Genomic DNA, 20044 nt, shown 5'->3' with positions numbered 1-20044 from the left:
CGCCCATAACGCTTTACCCTCGCGGCCGTCCCGACCCCCGGCCGCGTCGCCGGCGACGGGAGTTTTATTGCGGACAAGGTGTTCGGTTCGCCCATGCGATACTATCGCCTCGCCCCCGGTGACGACCAGCGACTGATCGCCGTCGACGGTGACGACGCCTACGACCTGACGGCCGTGAAACCGCGCCTGGACGGCTTCGCCGACCTCGCAGCGGCCGCGAACGTCGCGGACGCGGGCGTCGACGCGCTGGCCGCCGACCTGGCCGCCGACGCGCCGACGGTCGAGTTCGCGCCCGACGACGCCGCCCTCCCGGTCGTGCCCGAGGAGGTGTGGGCCGCGGGCGTCACCTACGAGATCAGCGAGGAGGCCCGCGAGGCCGAGAGCGGCATGCCCGAGATGTACCTAGACGTGTATGGCGCCGAGCGCCCGGAGATATTCTTCAAGGCGACCCCGAGCCGGACGGTCGGCCCCGGGGAGGCCATCGGCGTCCGCAGCGACTCCTCGTGGAACGTCCCCGAACCGGAACTGGGGATCGTCCTCTACGACGGCGAGACGGTCGGCTACACGGTCGGCAACGACGTGAGCAGCCGCTCCATCGAGGGGGAGAACCCGCTGTACCTCCCGCAGGCGAAGGTGTACGACCGCTGTTGCTCGCTCGGCCCCTGCGTTGCCTCCGCGGAGTCCGTGGGCGACCCCCACGACCTGACGATGTCGATGTCCATCGTCCGCGACGGCGAGACGATGTACGAGGACGAGACGTCGACCGGCGAGATGGCCCGGTCCTGCGAGGAACTGGTCGACTACTGGAACGCCCACAACGCCGTGCCGGAGCTCGGCGTCCTGCTCACCGGCACGTCGCTCGTCCCCGAGGAGGGGTTCACCCTCCGCCCCGACGACGAGGTGGACATCACCATCGAGGGTGTCGGCGACCTCTCGAACCCGGTCGTCGAGGTCTGACGCGGTCACGTCGCTTTCGACGTCAGGAACGGTCCGCGAACCGGACCCGGCGTTCATTCTTGCCGAACGAAATCGCCCCCTGCGCTCCGGAGCGGTCAGGAGTAGGTGAGGTTCAGTTCGACGACGTTGGCGGCGCTCTCCAGCAGTTCCGGGATCTCCGACACCAGTCGCTCGCCCTTCATGCGGCTCCTGGGGCCGGAGACGCTGATCGCGGCGATCGGTCGGTCTTTGTCGTCGAGGACAGGCACCGCGACACAGCAGAGGCCGTCGATCCGCTCCTCCCGGTCGAACGCGACGCCCAGTTCCCGGACCTCCGCGAGCTGGGCCTTCAGTTCCTCGGGGTCGGTCGTCGTCCGCTCGGTTTCGGCCGGCATCCCGTGGTTCGCGATGATCTCGTCGACGCGGCGCTCGGGCATGTACGCCAGCACGGCCTTCCCGAGGGCGGTGCTGTGCAGGTAGACGCGGTTCCCGGCGCTCGCCGCGACGTTGACCGCCCGGTCGCCCCGCACCCGACAGAGGTAGACGCCCTGCCCGTGCTCCTCGACGAGCAGGTTGACGAGTTCGTCCGTCTCGTCGGCGAGCGCGCCGAGTTCCGGCCGGGCCGTCCCGTAGAGGTCGTCGCGCTGGCGGGCGTACCGCCCCAGGTCGAGGAACCGCAGGCCGACGTAGTACTCGGACCCCTCCTTGACCACGTACTCCTCCTGTTCGAGCGTTTCGAGGTGGTTGTAGACGCTGCTTTTCGGCATGTCCAGTTCCTCCGCGACGGCGGTGACGCCCGCTCCGTCGAGGCGGCGTAGCGTCTCCAGCACCGTGAACGCCGTCTCAACGGAGCGCACCGGGTTTGCGGCTTCGGAGCCCATACGCTCACCCTGTGCCGTTTGTCACAAGTATCTATCCGTTCGCCTTTACTGAACGCCTTGGGGTTGGTTGCGATCGGGACTGACCGATACCGGAAGAATCGAGATTCGCCGTCGAACGGTCAGAACCGTCCCCGGTTCGGCCGTGGATCGGCCCCCAGTGCCGACGCCTGTGTTCGTCTCTACTGAACGGAACTGCGAGCCGTCGAATTACAGGTATATGTCTGTAAACCACCGTAGATATCGCCCGTGCGTCGCCCGAACCAAAATGTATTAATGCCAAACATCCCAATGCCCTCGTATGGAACCTGCTCGAATAGACATCGAGAACATCGGCGGGATCGAGTCCGTGGAGGCCGAGATTCCGCCGGGCGTGACGGTGCTTGCGGGCCCGAACGCTTCGAACAAGACCTCGTTCCTGCAGGCGATCATGGGCGGCCTCGGGAGCGACAGCGTCTCGCTGAAAGGCGACGCGGAAGCCGGCTCCGTGGAACTCGCCATCGACGGCGAGACGTACGAACGGACGTTCAGCCGGGCCGGCTCCGACGTCGTGGCCGACGGCGACAGCTACCTCGACGACCCGGCGCTCGCGGACCTGTTCGCGTTCCTGCTGAAGTCAAACGAGCCGCGACGCGCCGTCGAGACCGGCGCGGACCTGCGCGAACTGATCATGCGGCCCGTCGACACCGAGGCGATCCAGGCGGAGATCGATCGTGTGCAGGACGAGCGCGCGCGGCTCGACGACGAACTCGACGAACTCGACCAGCTCAAACAGCGCCTGCCGGAACTCGAACGCCGAAAGCAGTCCCTCGAGGAGGACATCGAGGAGACGCGCTCGGAGCTCGAAACAGCGAAGGCGGACTTAGAGGAGGTCGACGCCTCCGTCGAGGACCGCCGCGAGGAGCAAAACGAGCTCGAGGAGAAGCTGTCGGAGCTGAGCGACGTGCGGTCGGAGCTCGAGGAGGTCCGGTTCGACATCGAGACGAAACGCGAGAGCCTGGAGTCGCTCCGGGAGGAGCGCAGCGAACTCGCCGACCGCGAGGACTCCCTCGAAGCGGTGCCCGACGCGGAGCTGGAGGCCATCGAGGACCGCATCGACGAGCTCCGACGCGACCGGCAGTCGCTGAACACGGAGGTCAGCGAGCTCCAGAACACGATCCGCTTCAACGAGAAGATGGCCGAGGACGCCCGGCAGGGCTCACATCCGGCCATCGAGACGGAGACCGACGGAGGTGCCCCCGGCGCGCTCACCGACCAGCTGGTCGGGGACGAGCAACGCACCGTCTGCTGGACCTGCGGCTCCGAGGTCGCGGTCGACCGGATCGAGGAGACCCTCGAGGACCTCCGGTCGCTGCGGATGGAGAAGATGGACGCCAAAGACGAGGTCGAGTCGGAACTGGACGAGTACACGGAGCGCAAACGCGAGTACGAACGCCGGCGGGAGAACCGCAAGCAGATCCGCAACCGCCTCGCGCGCACCGAGGCCGAGATCGATTCGGCCGAGGACACCCTCGAGATGCTCTCCGACCGCAAGGAGGAGCTCCGGGACGAGGTTGAGGCGCTGGAGGCCGAGGTCGAGGAGCTCGAAACCGACACGTACGAGGAGGTGCTCGACCACCACCGGCGGGCGAACGAACTGGAGTACGAACTCGGCAAACTCGAGAACGAACGCGACGAGGTCGAGGCGGAGATAGTCGAGATCGAAAGCGAACTCGAACGGGAGGGCGAGATAGCGGAGCGCCGGGAGGAACTCCAGGAGGAACTGGTCGACCTCCGGACGCGGATCGACCGGATCGAGTCCGAGGCCGTCGAGGAGTTCAACGAGCACATCGAACAGGTGCTGTCGATACTCGACTACGAGAACATCGAGCGCATCTGGATCGAAATCGTCGAGCGCGAGGTGCGGCAGGGTCGCCGGAAGACGTCCCGGAACGCGTTCGAACTCCACGTCGTCCGCAGCAGCGAGAGCGGCGTCGCCTACGAGGACACGGTCGACCACCTCAGCGAGAGCGAGCGCGAGGTGACGGGGCTGGTGTTCGCCCTCGCGGGCTACCTCGTCCACGACATGCACCAGTCGGTGCCGTTCATGATCATGGACGCGCTGGAGCCGATCGACTCGGACCGGATCGCCGCGCTCGTCGACTACTTCTCCTCGTACGTCGACTACTTCGTGGTCGCGCTCCTGCCCGAGGACGCCGAGGCGCTGGACGTGGACCACCACCGCGTGGCCGAGGTCGGCGCACAGGAAGCATAAAATTCGGAGAATAGATCGGACTTTGATATTTTCCGACTTCGCGATGAGGTACTCAGATCGCGGTTTCGAAGTTAGATTCTTGGTTTGGCGCGTTTCAACGGGCTAAAAACAACGCATTTCCAAGTATCAGACAGCGATCTTTGATGCTCATCAAATTGACTTGGCGATCGACTGAAACCGACTACAAACGACTGAAACCTCTCATCCGGTGAAATATGGTGGTTAACGCGGGTTCCCCGTAAGAACTGATGGTAGTAGACAGATCAATTATGGGAGGTTAGAGCTCTCAGAACGATTATCTACTGCGACGACGCAACCCCGAGGTCAGACGTGGTCGCGCGGGAGCAGGTCCTCGAACCGCTGGTCGGCGAGCCAGTCGGCCAGCGCGACGAGCTGTTCCGAGGCGGCCTCGAACAGTTGTTCGCCCTTCTCGGCGGTGGCGTCGGTCTGGTCGCCGAGGACGCCGTTGTTGGTGTTGTCGATGGCGTCGTAGAACGTCCGCGCGCCGTGTTTGACCGTCTCGGCGTCCTCGACGCTTGCGATACCGCCGTCCCGCGCGTCGGCGAGGCGGTCGTCGTGGACGAGTTCCGGGTGGAGGTGCTGGATCATCGCCGTCTCCTTCGGCCCGCCGTGGGGGCCGTTCTGGTCGAACGCCTCGTCGACGAGGTCCGGGATGCTCTCGTCCCACATCCACTCGACGGCGTAGGCGGTCCCGTCGTCGCGGAGGCGGCGGCCGACCTCGCGGAGGTGGTCGACGTTGCCGCCGTGGGCGTTGACGAACACGATCCGGTCTATCCCGTGGTACGTGAGGTTCCGCGCGACGGACTCGACGTAGGCCCGGAACGCCGGCGCGTCGGCCCACATCGTGCCGTGGAACTGGCGGTGATGGGGGCTGACGCCGACGTTGATGGTCGGGGTACAGAGGTAGCCGGTGCGCTCGGCCGCCTCGCGGGCGTACGCCTCGGCGATCAGGTGGTCGGTCCCCTCCGGCAGGTGCGGGCCGTGCTGTTCGGTCGACCCCAGCGGCACCAGCGCGAGCGACTCCGACTCGAAGTACGATTCCAGGTCCGGCCAGGCCTCGTCGGCGAGGTACATCCTACCGGCACCAGGGACGCCCGCCGCTTGAAGGGTGCGGTCGGGCGCGACCGGGGCGGCGGGTGATCCCGGGTCACGAGCCCCCGGCTACCGTGGTGTGGCAATACACCACACGAATTAAACCGAGCCGTTTAATTCTCTCAGGTTATTATCCGGGGCCATGGACTCACCGAACGACGAGGCGCGGTTCGCCTTCGACGCGGACCGGCGACCGCCGCTCCGGCAGGCGATCGTGCCGGTGCTCGGCGTCATGGTCTTCCTGGGGATCGGATCGGGCGTGTTGAAGCTCGCACCGCACGGGCCGCTGCTGTGGAGCGTCGCCCTGACCGGGCTGGTCGGGCGCTACTGGATGGGCTATACGTGGGACGACCTCTACGACGGGATCGCGAAGAGCCTGCTGATGGGGCTGGAGGCCATCCTCATCCTCTTCGTCATCTACGCGCTGATCGCGACGTGGATCAGCGCCGGCACCATCCCCGGGCTGATGTACTACGGGCTGGGGACGCTGACGCCCGAGGTGTTCCTCCCCGTCACCGCCCTGCTGGCGGCGGTCGTCGCCTTCTCCATCGGGTCGTCGTGGACGACAGCCGGCACGCTCGGCGTGGCCTTCATCGGCATCGGCTCGGGGCTCGGCATCCCCGAGCCGATGACCGCCGGGGCGATCCTCTCGGGGGCGTACGCCGGCGACAAGCAGTCGCCGCTCTCGGACACGACGAACCTCGCCGCGGCGGTGACCGACACCGACCTCTACGACCACATCCGCGCGATGCGGAACGGGACGGCGGTCGCGCTCGGCCTCTCGATCGCGCTGTACGCGGCGCTCGGCCTGCAGGCCGGCGGCGCGATCCCCGCCGGCCAGGTCGAGTCGATCCGGGCGGCGCTGTCGGGCACGTACGGCCTCTCGGCGCTCGTCTTTCTCCCGCTGGTCGTCACGTTCGGGCTGGCGCTTGCGGGCTACCCAGCGCTCCCGACGCTGGTCGCGGGCGTGTTCGCCGGCGTCGCGACGACCGTGGCGGTCCAGGGCCGGTCGTTCACGGCTGCCTGGCAGGTGTTCCTGAGCGGCACCGAGCCGACGACGGGGCTGAAACTCGTCGACGACCTGCTCGCGAGCGGCGGGCTGGAGGGGTCGGCGTGGACCATCTCGGTCGTCGTGGCGGCGCTCGCGCTGGGCGGGCTGCTCGAATCGACGGGCGTCATCGCCACGCTCGCCGCGCGCCTCGCCGGCGCCGTCCGCGGCCGCGGGTCGCTTGTCGCCGGGACGGGCGTCTCGGCGTTCGCGGTGAACCTCTTCTCGGCCCAGCAGTACATGAGCATCGTCGTCCCCGGGATGACGCTCCGGGAACTGTACGACGAGTACGGCCTCGACTCCGCGTCGCTCTCGAAGGCCATCGAGTCCGTCGGGACGCCGACCGGCGCGCTCATCCCGTGGCACGCGGGCGGGGTGTACATGGCCGGCGTCTTCGGCGTCGCCACGCTGGAGTACGCGCCGTACTACTTCTTCGCGTTCCTCTCGCCGCTGGTGCTTTTCGTCTCGGCGGCAGCCGGCCGCGGCTTCGTCCTCCAGGAGGGGGCGGCAGGCGAGGGCGACCCGACGCCGGCTGACGACTGATCCGCCCGGGCCGACGGCGGCGCGGAACCGCTTTCACCAGGCGTCGTCGAGCACCGCCTCGACGTCCGCCCGCGTCAGGTCCAGCCCCGGCGGCGCGTTTCCGACGAAGCCGTCCGTCACCACGTCGTCCGCGACCGCCGGGAACGCCTCCCGCGGGAGGTCGTCGACCGACCGAAGCCGGGTCGGCAGGTCCAGCGCGTCACGGACCGTCCGCACCTCGTCGACGACGGCTTCGGCGACCGCGTGGTCGGACAGATCCTCGTGGGCCACCCCTAGCGCCTCGGCGAGCAGCCGCCGGCGGCCGTCGACGCGCTCGAACAGGTAGCGCAGCGCGTGGGGCGCGACGATGGCGTGGGCCGCGCCCTGCTGGACGGACGAGTGGGCCGTCAACCCGTGCCCGAACGCGTGGATCAGCGACAGCGTCGTTCCGTCGGGCCGCGAGATGCCGTACTGGACCAGCATCGTCCCCTCGACGACGCGGTCGAGCGCGTCGGCGTCGTCGCGGTCCCGACCGAGCGCCGGCAGCCCGTCGGCGAGCAGCGAGAGCCCGCGTGCGGCCGTCGCGTCGGTCACGGCCGCGGCGCTGCGCGCGTACAGCGTCTCGATCCCCTTGTCGAAGCCGTTCATCGCGGACCCCGACAGCACCGACCACGGCGTCGTCGCGAACAGCTCCGGGTCGTAGAACGCCGCGGCGGGCATGAGCTGGGGGTCGTCGAGGCCGCCACCGACCGGCTCGTCGACCAGCCCGCCGGCGGGCGCGGCGGTGAGGCCGGCGACCTGCGAGAGGTCCGCGCCCGCGAGCGTCGTCGGGACGGCGACGACCGGCGGGACGCCGTCGGGCACCGTGAGCGTCCCCCGCTCAGCGAACTCCCGGCCGGCGTCCTCGGGCGAGCGGTCCGAGGCCGCGAGGACGGCGACGGCCTTCGCGGTGTCGAGGCTGCTCCCGCCGCCGAGGCTCACCACGGCGTCCGCGTCGGCCGCGCGCATCGCCGCCGCGCCGTCGACGGCCGTCCGCAGGCGCTTCTCGGGCGTCGTCTCCGCGAAGACGCTCCCGAGGCGGTCGCCCAGGCCGTCCAGCACCGGGTCCATCACCGCGGGCGTGTCCCCGACCGTCTCGCCGCAGACGACGAGCGCGCGCTCGACGCCCTGCGCCGCCAGTTCGTCGGCCAGTTCCGCGACGCTCCCCCGGCCGAAGCGTATCGCGGGCGGGTCGTACGCGAAGCGCTCGGTCCCGTTCGGGCGTCTCGACGTCATGTGTTCCCACTCGGCCGGGGCCTACGTAACGTCCGGGGTTCTCCCTCTCCCGCGGCTCCGGGCGCGCCGGCCGGCGTGGTTGACCTCTCCTACTGGGTCAGTCGCGTACGCAGTCACTCGACGACGACCGTTCCGGTCATCCCTGCCGCCTCGTGCGGGATACAGACGTACGCGTGTTCCCCCGTCGTCTCGAACGTGTGGACGTACGACTGGCCGGACTGCACCGCGCCCTCGCCGCTCTCCCAGCCGTCGCGGGCGGCCGACTCGCCCTCGAACCCGCCCGAGGCCCAGTACGTTGCGTCGTCCGGGATGTCGTCCTCGACCGCCGTCACCGAGTGGGGTTCACCGCCCGCGTGGGTCCAGGCGACGGTGTCGCCCGCCGCGACCGTCAGTTCGGTCGGCTCGAAGGCGACGGCGGTCATGTCGACGACGTGGTCGGCGTCGTCGGGGACGCCCTCGACGACGTTCGGCCCGCCGCTGAGGTCCGTCTCGGTCCCGCCACCGCCCTCGCCGGAGCCGTCCACCGGCGCGGCGTCGGGCGCGCCGGCCACGGCGAACTGCGCACGGAGGGCGGCGTCCGCGAACGCGGCGGCTGCCGCGTCGACGCCCGACCCGGACTCCAGCGCGGCGACATACTCCTCCAGCGCCGCCTCGAACCCCTCGTACGCGTCCCCGTCGGCCGACTCCAGGAGTTCGTGGACCCGCGCGGACTCGAAGTCGGCGAACGCGTCCTGTGCGACCGTCGCGGCGGCGTCGGCGTACGAACCGCCGGCCGCGGCCACCACGGCGTACGTCGCGCCGACGGCCTCCTTGTGGAACGCTCGGGCCGCCTCCGCGACCGACTCGCCGTCGGCCGCGGTCGCCCCGCCGACGGACGAGAGCGCGCCCTCGAACGACTCGTAGCGGTCGCGGTCGGCGGCTTCGAGGGCCTCGTGGAAGCCGCCCGCGCCGCCCTCGAAGTGACTGAACGCCCCGCTGACGGCCGACTCGGCGCGTTCGTCCGCGCCGAGGACCGCCAGCACGTCCGCGTCGAACGCCCGGGCGGCCACGTAGGTGCTCTCGACGCCGCTGACCTGCGCTTGCGATCCCGCCATCGTCTCGAACGAGAGCAACGCCTCGTCGACGCCCGCGGCGTGTTCCTCGACCGCCGCGTCTTCACCCTGTTCGAACGCGTCGATCAGCGCCGTCAGGTGCTCGTCCTCGAACGCGTGGTACAGCGACTCGTCCGTACTTTCGAGGGTCTCGTGGAAGTCCGCCTCGTTGGCCTCGAACGCCTCTAACAGCCCGCTCGCGACGTCCGCGGCGACGCCGCCCTCGCCGAGGTGGTAGCGCTGGACCGCGTCGGCGATCCGGGCCCGGAAAAAGCCCGCCTCGAGCAGCGCCGGCTCGACGCCGGACCCGAGCGCCTCGATCCCCGACACAAGCGCCCCGTCGACCGTCTCCACGGCGGACGCGACCCCCTCGGCGTCGCCGTTCTCGACGGCCGTGAGGAAGGCGTCGAGCCCCTCGTCCTCGAAGGCGTGATACGCCTCCTCGTCGGCCGATTCGAGCGCCTCGTGGGCGCGTGCCCCCTCGAAGTGCGCGAACACGTTCTCGACGACGCGGGCCGCGGCGTCGGGCTGGCCTCGGTCGAACAGCCAGGCGGCGTCGTGGACCCGGGCGCGGTAGCCCGACAGCACCGACGCGTGCGCGAACGCCGTCGACGGCCCGCCGATCCCGGCTAGCGCCGCGGCGTTCCACCCGCGGGCCTGGAAGCTGGCGACGTGGCCCGCCCCCGCGGCGGCCTCGGACGAGGCGAGCGCGTACGACCCGTCGACGGCCGCCGCCCGCGCGTCGGCCGCGCTCGACCGCACGGCCCCGGCGTCGCCGTCCCCGGCCGCCGCGACGGCGTCCGACGCGGCGCTCTCGAACCGCTCGTAGGCGTCCCCGTCGGCGCTTTCGAGCGCGTCGTGGGCCGCCGAGTCCTCGAACCGGCCGACCGCGCCCTCGGCGACCGTCGCGGCGGCGTCGAACGCGCCGGTCGCGGCCAGCACCGCGGCGTCCTCGAGCGCCGCGCCGAACGTCTGGAGGTCGAACGCCCGCGCCGTCCCCTCGTCAAGGCGGCTGCCCTGTGCCTCGGCCAGTTGCGTGGTCGCGATGGCGGCTTCCTCGCTTGCGCGCCCGACGTCGCCCGCTTCGAGGCCCTCCGTCCGCAGTTCGCCGAGCGCCTCCTCGAACTCGTGGTACGCGTCCTCGCTTTCGGCTTCGAGCGCCTCGTGGGCGTTGTTCTCGCCGGCGGCGTTCTCGAAGCGCGCGAACACGTCCTCTGCGACCGTTGCGCCCGCCCCGGCGTATCCGCCACGGCCCAGGGCGAGCGCGTCCCACACCCGCGCCCGCATCGCGTTCCACTCGGCACCGACGGCCGCGTCGACGGCGGTAACGCCCTCGCTTTCGGTTCCGTCGTCGTCGGACTCGGACGTCCCCGTCCCGTCAGTCGTCGTCGACTCCGAGCCGTCGTCGGAACTGGAACAGCCGGCCAGCGCGAGGCCCGCCAGGACGGCTCCGCTACCCTTCAGCCAGGTTCGTCTCGTGCGCTCCATGTGATTTAGGCTCGCCTAAACCACTAAATGCGTTTCGGATTTTCGGCGGACCTAAAACACCGAAGATGTTCACTGCCCGGGTCGGCCTCCCCCGCATGGGGACGTCGCGGCGGTACTGACAACTGTCCGGCGGTCGATGGGTGCCGCATGGAACGGACGGGCAACGAGGTGGTCACCGCCGTGCTCGTCGCCCTCGCCGCCGGCTACGTCCTGTGGCCGCCGGGGCACGTGTACTGGACCGAGGTGGCGGACGCGGTCGGCGAACCGGCCACGCTCGCCGCAGTCGCCTTGCTCGCGGGCGCAGTCGGGGGCGCGGTCGCGGCCAGCACCGGGGCGGCGCCCGCTAGCCTCGCCCTCGGCGGCGGCATCGCGTACGTGGTCGGCATGGCGCTGATCGAGACGCTCGTGACGCCCGATAGTCCGGTGCATTTCGTCCTGTACGCGGCGCTTCTGGTGTGCTGGCTCGCGGGGGCCGCCGTCGCGACGCGGATCCGGCGGCGCGAGGCGGCGACGCCGTAGCGGGCCGGCCGAGCGTATCGGAGCGGGTGCGCGGTCAGTCCGCCGACCGGTCGCTGACGGTCAGCACCGGCACCGCCGCCCGCCGCACGGTTCGCTCGGCCGTGCTGCCGAGCAGGATCCGGTTCAGCCCGGTTCGCCCGGCCGTCCCCATCGCGATCAGGTCGACCCCGCGGTCCTCGGCGTACTCCAGCACGTCCCGCGAGGGGGTCCCCTCGACGACGGCGGTGACGGCGTCGACGCCGGCATCGCGCGCCCGCTGTGCGACCGCCTCGGCTTCCTCCTCCCCTTCATCTCGGAGCCTGTCGAGGAGTTCGGCGGGGGCTTCGAGGTTCGACGTCGCCGCGACCTTGCCGAAGTCGACGACGTTCAGGGCGTGGACGCGGGCATCCGCCGCCTGCGCTATCGCGATCCCGTGTTCGGCCGCGCGCTCCGCGTGGGGGCTGCCGTCGGTCGGCACGAGGACGTCGTCGTACCCCTCGAACCCGCCGCCGTCGAGCGCCTGAGCGGTCAGCACGGGCACGTCCGAGAGCCGCACGACGCGCTCGGTCACGCTGCCGGCGACGTACCGCTCCACGCCCGTCCGGCCGTGCGTGCCCATCGCGACCAGGTCGACGCCGTGCTCGTCGGCGTAGTCGAGGATCGCCTCGGCCGGCGCCCCCCTGACCACCGCCGTCTCGACCGCGTCGACCCCCTCGGTGACGGCCTCGACGGTCCCGATCCGCTCCTTCGCCTCCGCTTCGAGTTCCGAGACGAACTCCTCGCCCACGCCGCCGGCGTTGAAGAGGCCGCCGGCCCGTGCCAGGTCGATGACGTTTACGACGTGTACCGTCGCGTCGAACCACCGCGCGAGGGCGAGGCCGTGCTCGGCCGCGCGCACCGCGTGGTCGCTGCCGTCCGTCGGGAGGAGAATGGTGTCGTACATTGGTCGACCGTGCATGGCGGTTCGCGCCGTCTGCCCTTAAATCGGGGTCGTCCGGCTCACTGGAGGTCGAAGTCCCGGGCACGCTCACAGACCAGTTTGCGCTCGACCGCGTTCAGCCGCTGGGACACCGCGGAGGGCGTCACGTCGAGTTCGTCGGCGAGGTCGGAGAGCGACGCCTCCCGCGGCTGCTCGTAGTAGCCGGCCTCGATGGCCAGCGAGAGCACCTCGCGCTGTTTCGCGGTCAGCGCCACGCCGTCGGCCCTCGGTCCCCCGGCGGCCGGGTCGGTCCGGATCCGCTCCAGCGAGACCGACGCGCCGTCCTCCCGGAGGTCGGCGACGACCGCCCGGAGTTCCTCGCGGTCGGGGACGACGACCGAGTACAGCAGGCGACCGTCCCGCACCGCCTCGATCTCGGCGACGCAGTCGTGGCCCTCCATCACGGAACAGGGACAGGTGTCGCCGATGTCGGTGCGTTCGTAGTCCGTTCCACCGCCGTCCTCGACGACGACCTGACACGTCTCGGGCTCCTCGGCGGCCGACCGGTTCATCGACTGCCTGACCCCGTCGGTGTCGCGCCCGCGGAGCGGACACCCCGACGTGGACTCGACGTCGACCGCCAACTGTACGTCCAGCGGCCCGACCCCCCGCGCGGTTTCGCTCGCGTCAGTGGCGTGCTGGATCATCACATCGAGTAGTTGAACCTCCCCATCCAATATACGCGGTTGCTGTTCTCCGTTCGTGGGAATCGGCGCGAACAGGCGGTAACGGCGCGGAAAATCAGGAATCAGTCGCGTGCCGCCGTGCCGCTTCGGCGGCGACTCGCCCGCTGTCGGGCGCGGTCAGTCGGTCAGTCGGTCGCCATCTCGACGCTGCGGGAGTCGTCGGCGCCGGCCTCCGGCGTCGCGACCCGGTAGACGCCCCACAGCAGCATGACCACGAGGCCGGCGATGACGAGCCCGGTCCGCAGCGTCGGGTCCACGGCCGGCGACGCCACGACTTCGCCCGCGTCGTTGGTGACCGGCGCGGCCCCGTAGGGCTCGCCGGCGAGTATCTCCACGATACCGAGGACGACGATGCCGAGCAGCATGAGGCCGCCGCTCAGTGCCATCGCCGCCCTGTCGACGGTGTCGAACTGTGATTTCATTGTTGTGTCCCTCCTTAGCCGAGCAGGTACTTGAGTTTCGGATGGCGTTCGACGAGGCTCAGCCGCTCGATGATCGCGTCCAGGCCGTAGTACCGCCCGGCCGCCAGCACCGCCATCGTCACGAACAGCAGCAGGCCCATGAGGTCGCTGTTGACCAGCCCGTGGCCGAACTCGGCGTTGCCGACCCAGAACAGGGTCATGAAGAAGACCCCGAACATGGAGGCCAGCCGGACGAGCACCCCGGCCATCAGCCCGAGTCCGATGAGCGTCTCGCCGAGCGGCACCATCGGCTCGATGAACCAGGCGAGGTTGTTCCCCATCCAGACGGGGATGGGACCGAGCGCCGTCCCCTCCATCCCCTGCAGGTACGCCGGGCCGTAGCTGTAGGCCAGGCCGTCCTCTATCAGCTTCGTCACGCCCGAATGGAAGAACCACCACCCGGTGACCACCCGCAGGAACGCCAGCCAGTATCCCGCGAGCGGCCCCGATAGCTCGAACTCGAACTCCTCGGACAGCGGGTTGGCCGCTTGATATGACATGGTTGTCTCACCTCACACCTAGAGGTACGGCCCGAACCCCCGAATCACCGTCCCACCAGTTTACAGGGTTTTAAGTACCCGCGGCGGCGGGCGACCGCCGACGGAACGCCGAGGACGCCGGACCGCCCGGTCACCGGACGCCGGTCGGCCCGGAGCGACGGCCGGCGTCCTCGACCGCCCGGGCGAACTCACTCGGGGAGGGCCCCGGGCTCGGCCCGCCCCGCATGAAAACTTCCCGGCGCTGCCGCCGGCCGACCGCGTCCGTGACCGCGTCGGCCAGCGCGGCGAACGCCGCCCGCGTCTCGGCCGCGTCGTCACCCGCCGCGGCGGGGCCCTCGGACGGCCGGAGCCCGCTGTCGACGGGGACCGTCCCCAGAACCGGCAGGTCGGTCGCGACCGTCGGCTCGTCGTCCGGCCCCTCCGGGCCGTCCTCGGCCCCCTGGAAGGCCCGGACCGTCTCCACGACGCCGAGCGTCGGCACGCCCCGCTCCGCGAACGCCGAGGCGGCCCGCGCCGCGTCGCCGCCGTCCGCCCCGTCCGTCACCACGACGCCGCCCGAGACGCCGACCGTGGCGGCCAGCGACGCCGGCACGTCGCCCGGCGGGAGGCACACGAACAGGTAGTCGAGGGGCCGCCACTCCACGTCGCGGACGAGGGTCGTCAGGAGCCGCCCGCTCGCCGGCCGCCGACCGACCGGGTGCTCGCCGTCGTGGAGGCGGTCGACGCTCAGCGCCTTCACGCCGTCCGTCTCGGCCGGCACGAGCGTCCCGGCGGCGTCGTGGACCGGGGCGTCCGGGACCCCGACCGCACGCGCCGCGCTCGGGCCGACCACGTCGGCGTCGAGGATGCCGACGCGGGCGCCCCGGTCGGCCAGCGCCACCGCGAGGTTGCCGGTCGCGGTGGCCGTCCCGACGCCACGCCGGTCGGCCGTCACTGCGACGAGGTTGCCGACGGCCGCCGCGTGCTGGTCGCTCGGGCCCCGTCCCGCGTCGTCGGCGTAGAGCCGGACCTCCGCGTCGAGGTCGGCGAGCGCGGTGCGGATGCGGTCCTCCAGCAGCCGCTCCTCCGGGGCGTACGGCGCCCGGAACGCGGTCCGGACGTGGACAGTCGTGGGGTCGGTGCGGACGTCCGTCACGAGCCCGAGGTCGACGATCGATCCGTCGAGCGACGGGTCCTCGATCCGGTCGAGCCGTTCGTAGACGGTGGATTCGGGTATCGTCATGGTCCTTGGGGTGGGTCCGGCGTCGAGCGCGCCGGTGCGGTCGGTGGTCCTCCGTATGGAGTATCGTTCCGCCACGGCCTCCATGGTGTGGCTGGGAAATACAGCCTTTTATTGTGGGGATCCCCGGTCCCGGTGAGAAGGCGCGGGAGCCGCGACGTTCCCGACCCGCGGGAATCCACACCGCGTTTTTGGGGACGGGTCGGGTATGTCCAAACGTGGACCCCCATGTACGACCGAATCCTGCTCCCGACCGACGGTAGCGACGGAAGCCACCGGGCGATCGAGCACGCGGTCGCGGTCGCCGACGAGGTCGGCGCGACGATCCACGCGCTGTTCGTCGTCGACACGGCGGAGTACCAGGCCGTCGAGGGAACCGCCACGGCCGTCGAGGCGGTCGAGACGAGCGGCAACCGGGCCCTGGACTCCGTGCGCGAGGTGGCCGACCGGGCCGACGTCGACGTCGAGACGGAACTGCGCTACGGGACGCCGAACGACGAGATACTCGCCGCCGCGGTCGAGGCCGACGCGGATGCCATCGTCATGGGCACGCACGGCCGCACGGGCATTGACCGGATCCTGCTCGGCAGCGTGACCGAGCGCGTCGTCCGGGAGGCGACGGTCCCGGTGATCACGGTCCGGATGGTCGACGAGTCGCCGCTGGTCGACACGCCCGAGGCGGCGACCGACCGGGCGGCGGCCGCGATCGCCGACGCCGGCCACGACCCCGTCGAACCCCGCGACGAGCCGTACCGCGGCACCAGCGCCTGGATCGTCCCCTACGCCGCCGAGTCGGGCGACTTCCGGGTACACATCGACGCCACGACCGGCTCCTCCAGGATCGCACGGGTCGACTGAGGGCGGTCGACCCACGGCGGAAAAATAGCGACTCAGCGGCCCTCAGCCCCTGACCGCTGGCGGGAACTGGCTCCCGTGTGGGCCGTCCGCCTCGAACGGCAGGCGCATCCGCATCGCGTGGGAGCGCCGGCCCGCGCCGCCGCGCCGCTCGACCGGTTCGAAGCCGAGGCGCTCGTAGATGCCGACCGCCGTCCGGTTGCTCGGCAGCACTTCCAGCACCAGGGCGTCGCGGCCGGCGGCCGCGGCGGCGGCGACGACGTGGCGACACAGCTCCGTCCCGAGCCCCCGGCCCTGGTACTCCTGGTGGACGAACACGGCGAGTTCGGGTTCGTCCTCCTCGGTCGGCGTGTACACCGAGTGACCGGCGATCCGGCCGTCCCGGACCGCGACGAAGTTACAGCCCTCCGCCACGAGGCGGTCGACCCAGCGTTCGAGCCGTCCCTCGTCGACCGGGGGGATCCCCTGTGCCCGCTCCATCGAATCGAACTCCCGGTACATGTCGAGCAGCGGCTCCCGGTCGGCCGGCTCGAACGGCCGCACGAGCCAGGCGACGTCCTGCCGGTCGACGAACCGGGGACACCGCGGCGGGCAGTGGGCCGTCCCCTCGCAGTCGGTGGGGTGCCAGCGGTCACACGATGCCCCGTCCGCGACGGGTTCGGTCCCGCCCTGCGGCGCTATCTCACCCATAGTGGTAGGTGACGCCGGCCCCGTTGTCGGGGTACTCCCAGTCGACGTTGTTGTACGGGCAGGCGAACCGGCAGCTCCCACACTCCAGGCAGTTCTCGTAGGCGATCGTCGGCACGTCGTCGCCGTCCTCGATCCGCCAGACGTCGGCCGGGCAGACCTCGACGCAGTCGTCGGTGTCACACCGGTCCGCACAGAACCCCGGGACCTTCACGTCGAGGTGGGACTCCCCCGGATCCTCGTACTTGACGGTGTACAGGCGGTCCTCCAGCGTCGAGTTGTCGACGTCCGGCGTCTTGGGTTGCGTGCTCATGCTATCACCTTTCGGTAGCGCCAGGCCAGCTTCGCGGCACCGCGCCAGCCGCCGACGGTGCCGAGCAGCCGCTCCTTCGCGTCGGCCGCGTGGTCCGCTTTCGGTCTGCGGTCGATGCTGAAGTACTCCTCGCCGGCGTCGGCGATCGCCTCCGGGAGCTCGCCGAACAGCAGGTCCTTGTCCTCGCGGGCCGCCGCCATCAGCCACTCGTAGTGCTCCAGGTTCCGGACGACGAACGACTCGTCGAGCTTCCGCGGGTAGGACCGCAGCGCCCCGGCGTCCGTCCGATCGCTCTCCAGCGCCGACGCGACCGTCCGGCCGGCGTGGTAGCCGCTCTCGACGGCCATGTTCGTCCCCTCGAGGTGGACGCCGTTGTTGAGCACGAGGCCGGCGGCGTCGCCGACGACGACCGCGCCGTCGTGGACGAGGTCGGGCATCGCCTCCGCGCCGCCCTCCGGGATCGTCTTGGCGGCGTACTCCACGGTGCGCCCGCCCCGGACCAGCGGCGCGACGGCGGGGTGGGACTTGAACCGGTTCAGCGTCCGCTCGGGCTTCGGCTGGCCCGTCACCGCGTCCTCGATCCGGTAGGCCAGCCCGACGCTCAGCGTGTCGTCGTTGGTGTAGATGAACGCGCCGCCGAAGGCGTCGCCGACCGCCCCCTCCCCGAAGTAGTGGTAGGCCGCGCCGGCGTCGTCGGCCAGCCGGAAGCGCTCGGGGATCGCGTCCTCGCGGTCCGGGAACTCCAGGACCTCCTTGACCGCGACGGCGACGTTCTCGCGGTCGGCCGTCTCCTTCAGGCCGGCGCGCTCGCCGACCAGCGAGTTCCCGCCCTCCGCGAGGACGACCATCGGCGCGCGCAGTTCGCCGTCCGGGCGGTCCGTGTCGACGCCGACGACGGTCCCCGTCCCGTCCCGGAGCAGGTCCGTCACTGTCGTCTCGGTGACCAGCGTCGCCCCGGCCTCGACGGCCTGTTCGGCGAACCACTCGTCGAACTCCCCGCGGAGCACGGTGTAGGAGTCGTTGTGGGGCTCCTCGCGCCACTCGCCGGGCCGGAGCGTGACGGCCGTCTCGTCGTCGGGCGAGAGCATCCCGAAGCGCTTCTCGCCGACGTAGCGTTCGAGCGGCGCGTCGTCGAGGTCGACGAGTTCCCGGACCGTCGGCGTGTACAGCACGCCGCCGAACACGTTCTTCGCGCCCGGCGAGGTGCCCCGCTCTATCATCGCCACGTCCAGCCCCTCGCGGGCCATCGTGATCGCCGCGGCGCTGCCGGCCAACCCCGCACCCACGACGACGGCGTCGAACGCGCCGTCGTAGTTCGGGGCCGCCGGGACCCGGTCGGTCCCGAGGCCGGCGTCGTCCGGTTCCGTCGCTTCCGCCCCGTCGTCCGTAGCAGTAGTCATGCGATCACCTCCTGTGGGTCGTCGGCGTCCCGGAGCCGGTCGGCCAGCGCCGGACACACCTCGAACAGGTCGCCGACGATGCCGTAGTCCGCGTGGTCGAAGATCGGCGCGTTCGGGTCGTCGTTTATCGCCACCACCACGTCGCTGTCGTTCATCCCCTCGACGTGCTGGACCGCCCCGGAGATGCCGACCGCGACGTACAGCTCCGGCCGGACCGTCTTGCCGGTCTGCCCGACCTGCCGGTCGTGGCCGACCCAGCCCTCGTCGACGGCCTTCCGACTCGCCGCGAGTTCGGCGTCGAGCGCGTCAGCCAGGTCGAGCACTGGGTCCAGTTCCCCGTCCGTGCCGCCGCCCGCGGCGACGACCCGGTCGGCCGCCGTGATGTCGACCGTCTCGCCGACGGACCGCTCAAGCACGGCGGTCAGCGTGTCGGCCTCGTTGACGACGACGTCGACGCGCTCGACCTCGCCGTCACGCTCGGGGTCGGGGGCGGCGGGCTCGAACACGCCGGCCCGGACGGTCGCCATCTGCGGCCGGTGGCGCTCGCACTTGATCGTCGCGAGCACGTTCCCGCCGAACGCCGGGCGGCGCGCCTCCAGGTGGCCGTCCTCGTCGATCCCAAGCTCCGTGCAGTCGGCGGTGAGGCCGGCGTGGGCGGGGACGGCGACCCGCCCCGCGAAGTCCCGGCCGGTGTGGGTCCCGCCGATGAGGACCACGTCGGGCTTGCGCTGCTCGACGAGGTGGCGGAACTGCTCGCCGTACGGGTCGGCGCGGTACGGCTCGAAGACGGGGTCGTCCGCGACGAGCGCCCGGTCGGCCCCGCGCTCGACGGCCTCGCGCCCGACGTCCGCGACGTCCTCGCCGATCACCAGCGCGACCAGGTCCTCGCCCAGTTCGTCTGCGAGGGTGCGCCCCTGTGCGAGCAGTTCCCAGGAGACGCCCGCCACGTCGCCGTCGTGTTCCTCGACGAACACCCAGACGTCGGCGTGTTCGGAGACGTCGACGGTCGCCATCTACACCACCCCCTCCTCGGCGAGGCGCTCGGTCAGTTCGGCCGCCGTGTCGACGCGCTCGCGCTCGCGGTCGACCGGCTCGACCGTCTCCATCCCGCCGACCTGCGTCGGCGAGGCGGCGAGTCCGACCGCGTCCTCGTCGATCCCGAGGTCGTCGGCGTCCACCTGTGCGGGTTCGAACTCCGTCTCGGCGTAGATCTTCCGGTGGAGGCCGGCGGGCCGGGGTTCGTTCTCCCCGTAGGCGACGGCGACGACGACCGGCAGGTCCGCGACGACGCGCTCGTAGCCGCCCTCGACGTCGCGCCGGGCGGCCAGTTGGTCCTCCTCGGGCAGCGCCTCGACCCCCTCGGCGTAGGTCAGTTGCGCCCAGCCGTTGTGGGCGGCGATCCCGGGCGGCACCTGCCCCGTCGAGGAGTCGGTCGTCTCCTCGCCACAGACCACGACGTCGGCGTCGAGGTAGTTCGCCGTCTCCGCGAGCGCGAGGCTCGTCGGCCAGGTGTCGCTGCCGCCGAACGCCCGGTCGGTCACCAGCACGGCGTCGTCACAGCCCATCGCCACCGCCGTCTCCAGCACCGGCGACGCCATCGGCGGCCCCATCGTCATCGCGACGACGCGGGCGTCGACCTCGTCTTTCAGTTCGAGCGCCGCCTCCAGCGCGTTGCGGTCCGGTCGGTTCAGGATCGCCGCGGCGTCGGCCCGGTCGAGGGTGCCCGTGTCGGGGTTTATCGACACGTCGTCCTCGTCGGGTACCTGCTTGACGCCGACGACGACCGTCCATCTATCAGGCATCGTTGTGGCACGGTGATGTCGGTCGCGTGGTCATCGGAA

General features: G+C 71.0%; 19 protein-coding genes. 5 read left to right on the top strand and 14 right to left on the bottom strand.

Going from position 1 to position 20044, the window contains the following annotated elements; genetic code table 11:
• Nucleotides 1-93 precede the first annotated feature (93 nt).
• Nucleotides 94-957, top strand: a complete 864-nt coding sequence (locus tag EYW40_RS13325; RefSeq protein WP_135822147.1) for a fumarylacetoacetate hydrolase family protein — start codon at nt 94-96, stop codon at nt 955-957.
• A gap of 95 nt (nt 958-1052) precedes the next feature.
• On the opposite strand, the gene EYW40_RS13320 is transcribed toward EYW40_RS13325, so the two are convergent.
• Entirely contained in the window at nt 1053-1817 is a 765-nt protein-coding gene (locus EYW40_RS13320) for an IclR family transcriptional regulator (RefSeq protein ID WP_135822146.1), read from the bottom strand.
• Between the two features lie 298 nt (nt 1818-2115).
• Between EYW40_RS13320 and EYW40_RS13315 the strand changes: the two genes are divergently transcribed.
• The gene (locus EYW40_RS13315) at nt 2116-4068 is read left to right on the top strand and encodes an archaea-specific SMC-related protein (RefSeq protein ID WP_135822145.1); all 1953 of its coding nucleotides are present in this window, start codon (nt 2116-2118) and stop codon (nt 4066-4068) included.
• 324 nt (nt 4069-4392) lie between these two features.
• Here the strand turns inward: EYW40_RS13315 and EYW40_RS13310 are convergent, their stop codons facing one another.
• Complete coding sequence (locus EYW40_RS13310) at nt 4393-5163, bottom strand: creatininase family protein (RefSeq protein WP_135822144.1); 771 nt, start codon at nt 5161-5163, stop codon at nt 4393-4395.
• A gap of 160 nt (nt 5164-5323) precedes the next feature.
• On the opposite strand from EYW40_RS13310, the gene arcD reads away from it, so the two are divergent.
• Complete coding sequence (gene arcD / locus EYW40_RS13305; RefSeq protein WP_135822143.1) at nt 5324-6772, top strand: arginine/ornithine antiporter ArcD; 1449 nt, start codon at nt 5324-5326, stop codon at nt 6770-6772.
• Nucleotides 6773-6805: 33 nt separating this feature from the next.
• On the opposite strand, the gene EYW40_RS13300 is transcribed toward arcD, so the two are convergent.
• Together EYW40_RS13300 and EYW40_RS13295 are read right to left on the bottom strand one after the other, a co-directional pair.
• The gene (locus tag EYW40_RS13300; protein ID WP_135822142.1) at nt 6806-8026 is read right to left on the bottom strand and encodes an iron-containing alcohol dehydrogenase family protein; all 1221 of its coding nucleotides are present in this window, start codon (nt 8024-8026) and stop codon (nt 6806-6808) included.
• A 113-nt stretch (nt 8027-8139) separates the two neighbouring features.
• The gene (locus tag EYW40_RS13295; RefSeq protein ID WP_135822141.1) at nt 8140-10605 is read right to left on the bottom strand and encodes a DUF5059 domain-containing protein; all 2466 of its coding nucleotides are present in this window, start codon (nt 10603-10605) and stop codon (nt 8140-8142) included.
• 147 nt (nt 10606-10752) lie between these two features.
• On the opposite strand from EYW40_RS13295, the gene EYW40_RS13290 reads away from it, so the two are divergent.
• Nucleotides 10753-11124 carry a hypothetical protein gene (locus EYW40_RS13290; RefSeq protein ID WP_135822140.1) on the top strand — a complete coding sequence of 124 codons (372 nt, stop codon included), beginning with the start codon at nt 10753-10755 and terminating at the stop codon, nt 11122-11124.
• Between the two features lie 34 nt (nt 11125-11158).
• On the opposite strand, the gene EYW40_RS13285 is transcribed toward EYW40_RS13290, so the two are convergent.
• The 5 genes from EYW40_RS13285 to EYW40_RS13265 form a co-directional block, all read right to left on the bottom strand.
• Nucleotides 11159-12046 carry a universal stress protein gene (locus EYW40_RS13285; protein ID WP_135822139.1) on the bottom strand — a complete coding sequence of 296 codons (888 nt, stop codon included), beginning with the start codon at nt 12044-12046 and terminating at the stop codon, nt 11159-11161.
• A gap of 56 nt (nt 12047-12102) precedes the next feature.
• Nucleotides 12103-12729 (bottom strand): helix-turn-helix domain-containing protein, encoded by a 627-nt coding sequence (locus tag EYW40_RS13280; protein ID WP_135822138.1) that lies wholly within the window; start codon nt 12727-12729, stop codon nt 12103-12105.
• Nucleotides 12730-12893: 164 nt separating this feature from the next.
• A complete protein-coding gene (locus EYW40_RS13275) occupies nt 12894-13190 on the bottom strand; it encodes a hypothetical protein (protein ID WP_135822137.1) in 297 nt (98 codons plus the stop codon).
• 14 nt (nt 13191-13204) lie between these two features.
• Nucleotides 13205-13729 carry a DoxX family protein gene (locus EYW40_RS13270; RefSeq protein WP_135822136.1) on the bottom strand — a complete coding sequence of 175 codons (525 nt, stop codon included), beginning with the start codon at nt 13727-13729 and terminating at the stop codon, nt 13205-13207.
• A 130-nt stretch (nt 13730-13859) separates the two neighbouring features.
• A complete protein-coding gene (locus tag EYW40_RS13265) occupies nt 13860-14951 on the bottom strand; it encodes a P-loop NTPase (RefSeq protein ID WP_161973213.1) in 1092 nt (363 codons plus the stop codon).
• A gap of 225 nt (nt 14952-15176) precedes the next feature.
• Here EYW40_RS13265 and EYW40_RS13260 point away from each other — a divergent pair, with 225 nt between their 5' ends.
• Nucleotides 15177-15806 (top strand): universal stress protein, encoded by a 630-nt coding sequence (locus tag EYW40_RS13260; RefSeq protein WP_135822134.1) that lies wholly within the window; start codon nt 15177-15179, stop codon nt 15804-15806.
• Nucleotides 15807-15848: 42 nt separating this feature from the next.
• On the opposite strand, the gene EYW40_RS13255 is transcribed toward EYW40_RS13260, so the two are convergent.
• The 5 genes from EYW40_RS13255 to EYW40_RS13235 are packed head-to-tail and all read right to left on the bottom strand — an operon-like array spanning nt 15849 to nt 20005.
• On the bottom strand, nt 15849-16493 hold the full coding sequence (locus tag EYW40_RS13255) for a GNAT family N-acetyltransferase (RefSeq protein WP_135822133.1): 645 nt from the start codon (nt 16491-16493) through the stop codon (nt 15849-15851).
• The gene (locus EYW40_RS13250) at nt 16486-16803 is read right to left on the bottom strand and encodes a ferredoxin family protein (protein WP_135822132.1); all 318 of its coding nucleotides are present in this window, start codon (nt 16801-16803) and stop codon (nt 16486-16488) included. Before EYW40_RS13250 ends, EYW40_RS13255 begins: the two co-directional genes overlap by 8 nt.
• The gene (locus EYW40_RS13245; RefSeq protein WP_135822131.1) at nt 16800-18203 is read right to left on the bottom strand and encodes an FAD-dependent oxidoreductase; all 1404 of its coding nucleotides are present in this window, start codon (nt 18201-18203) and stop codon (nt 16800-16802) included. Before EYW40_RS13245 ends, EYW40_RS13250 begins: the two co-directional genes overlap by 4 nt.
• Nucleotides 18200-19216: an electron transfer flavoprotein subunit alpha/FixB family protein gene (locus EYW40_RS13240; protein ID WP_135822130.1), complete on the bottom strand. Its 1017-nt coding sequence runs from the start codon at nt 19214-19216 to the stop codon at nt 18200-18202. The genes EYW40_RS13245 and EYW40_RS13240 overlap by 4 nt, the downstream gene beginning before the upstream one ends.
• Nucleotides 19217-20005, bottom strand: a complete 789-nt coding sequence (locus EYW40_RS13235) for an electron transfer flavoprotein subunit beta/FixA family protein (protein ID WP_135822129.1) — start codon at nt 20003-20005, stop codon at nt 19217-19219.
• Between the last annotated feature and the right edge of the window lie 39 nt (nt 20006-20044).

This window comes from Halostella litorea (assembly GCF_004785955.1).
Lineage (GTDB): Archaea > Halobacteriota > Halobacteria > Halobacteriales > Natronoarchaeaceae > Halostella > Halostella litorea.
The sequence above is the reverse complement of the archived record's forward strand: the minus strand, read 5'-3'. Positions and strand labels throughout refer to the sequence as shown.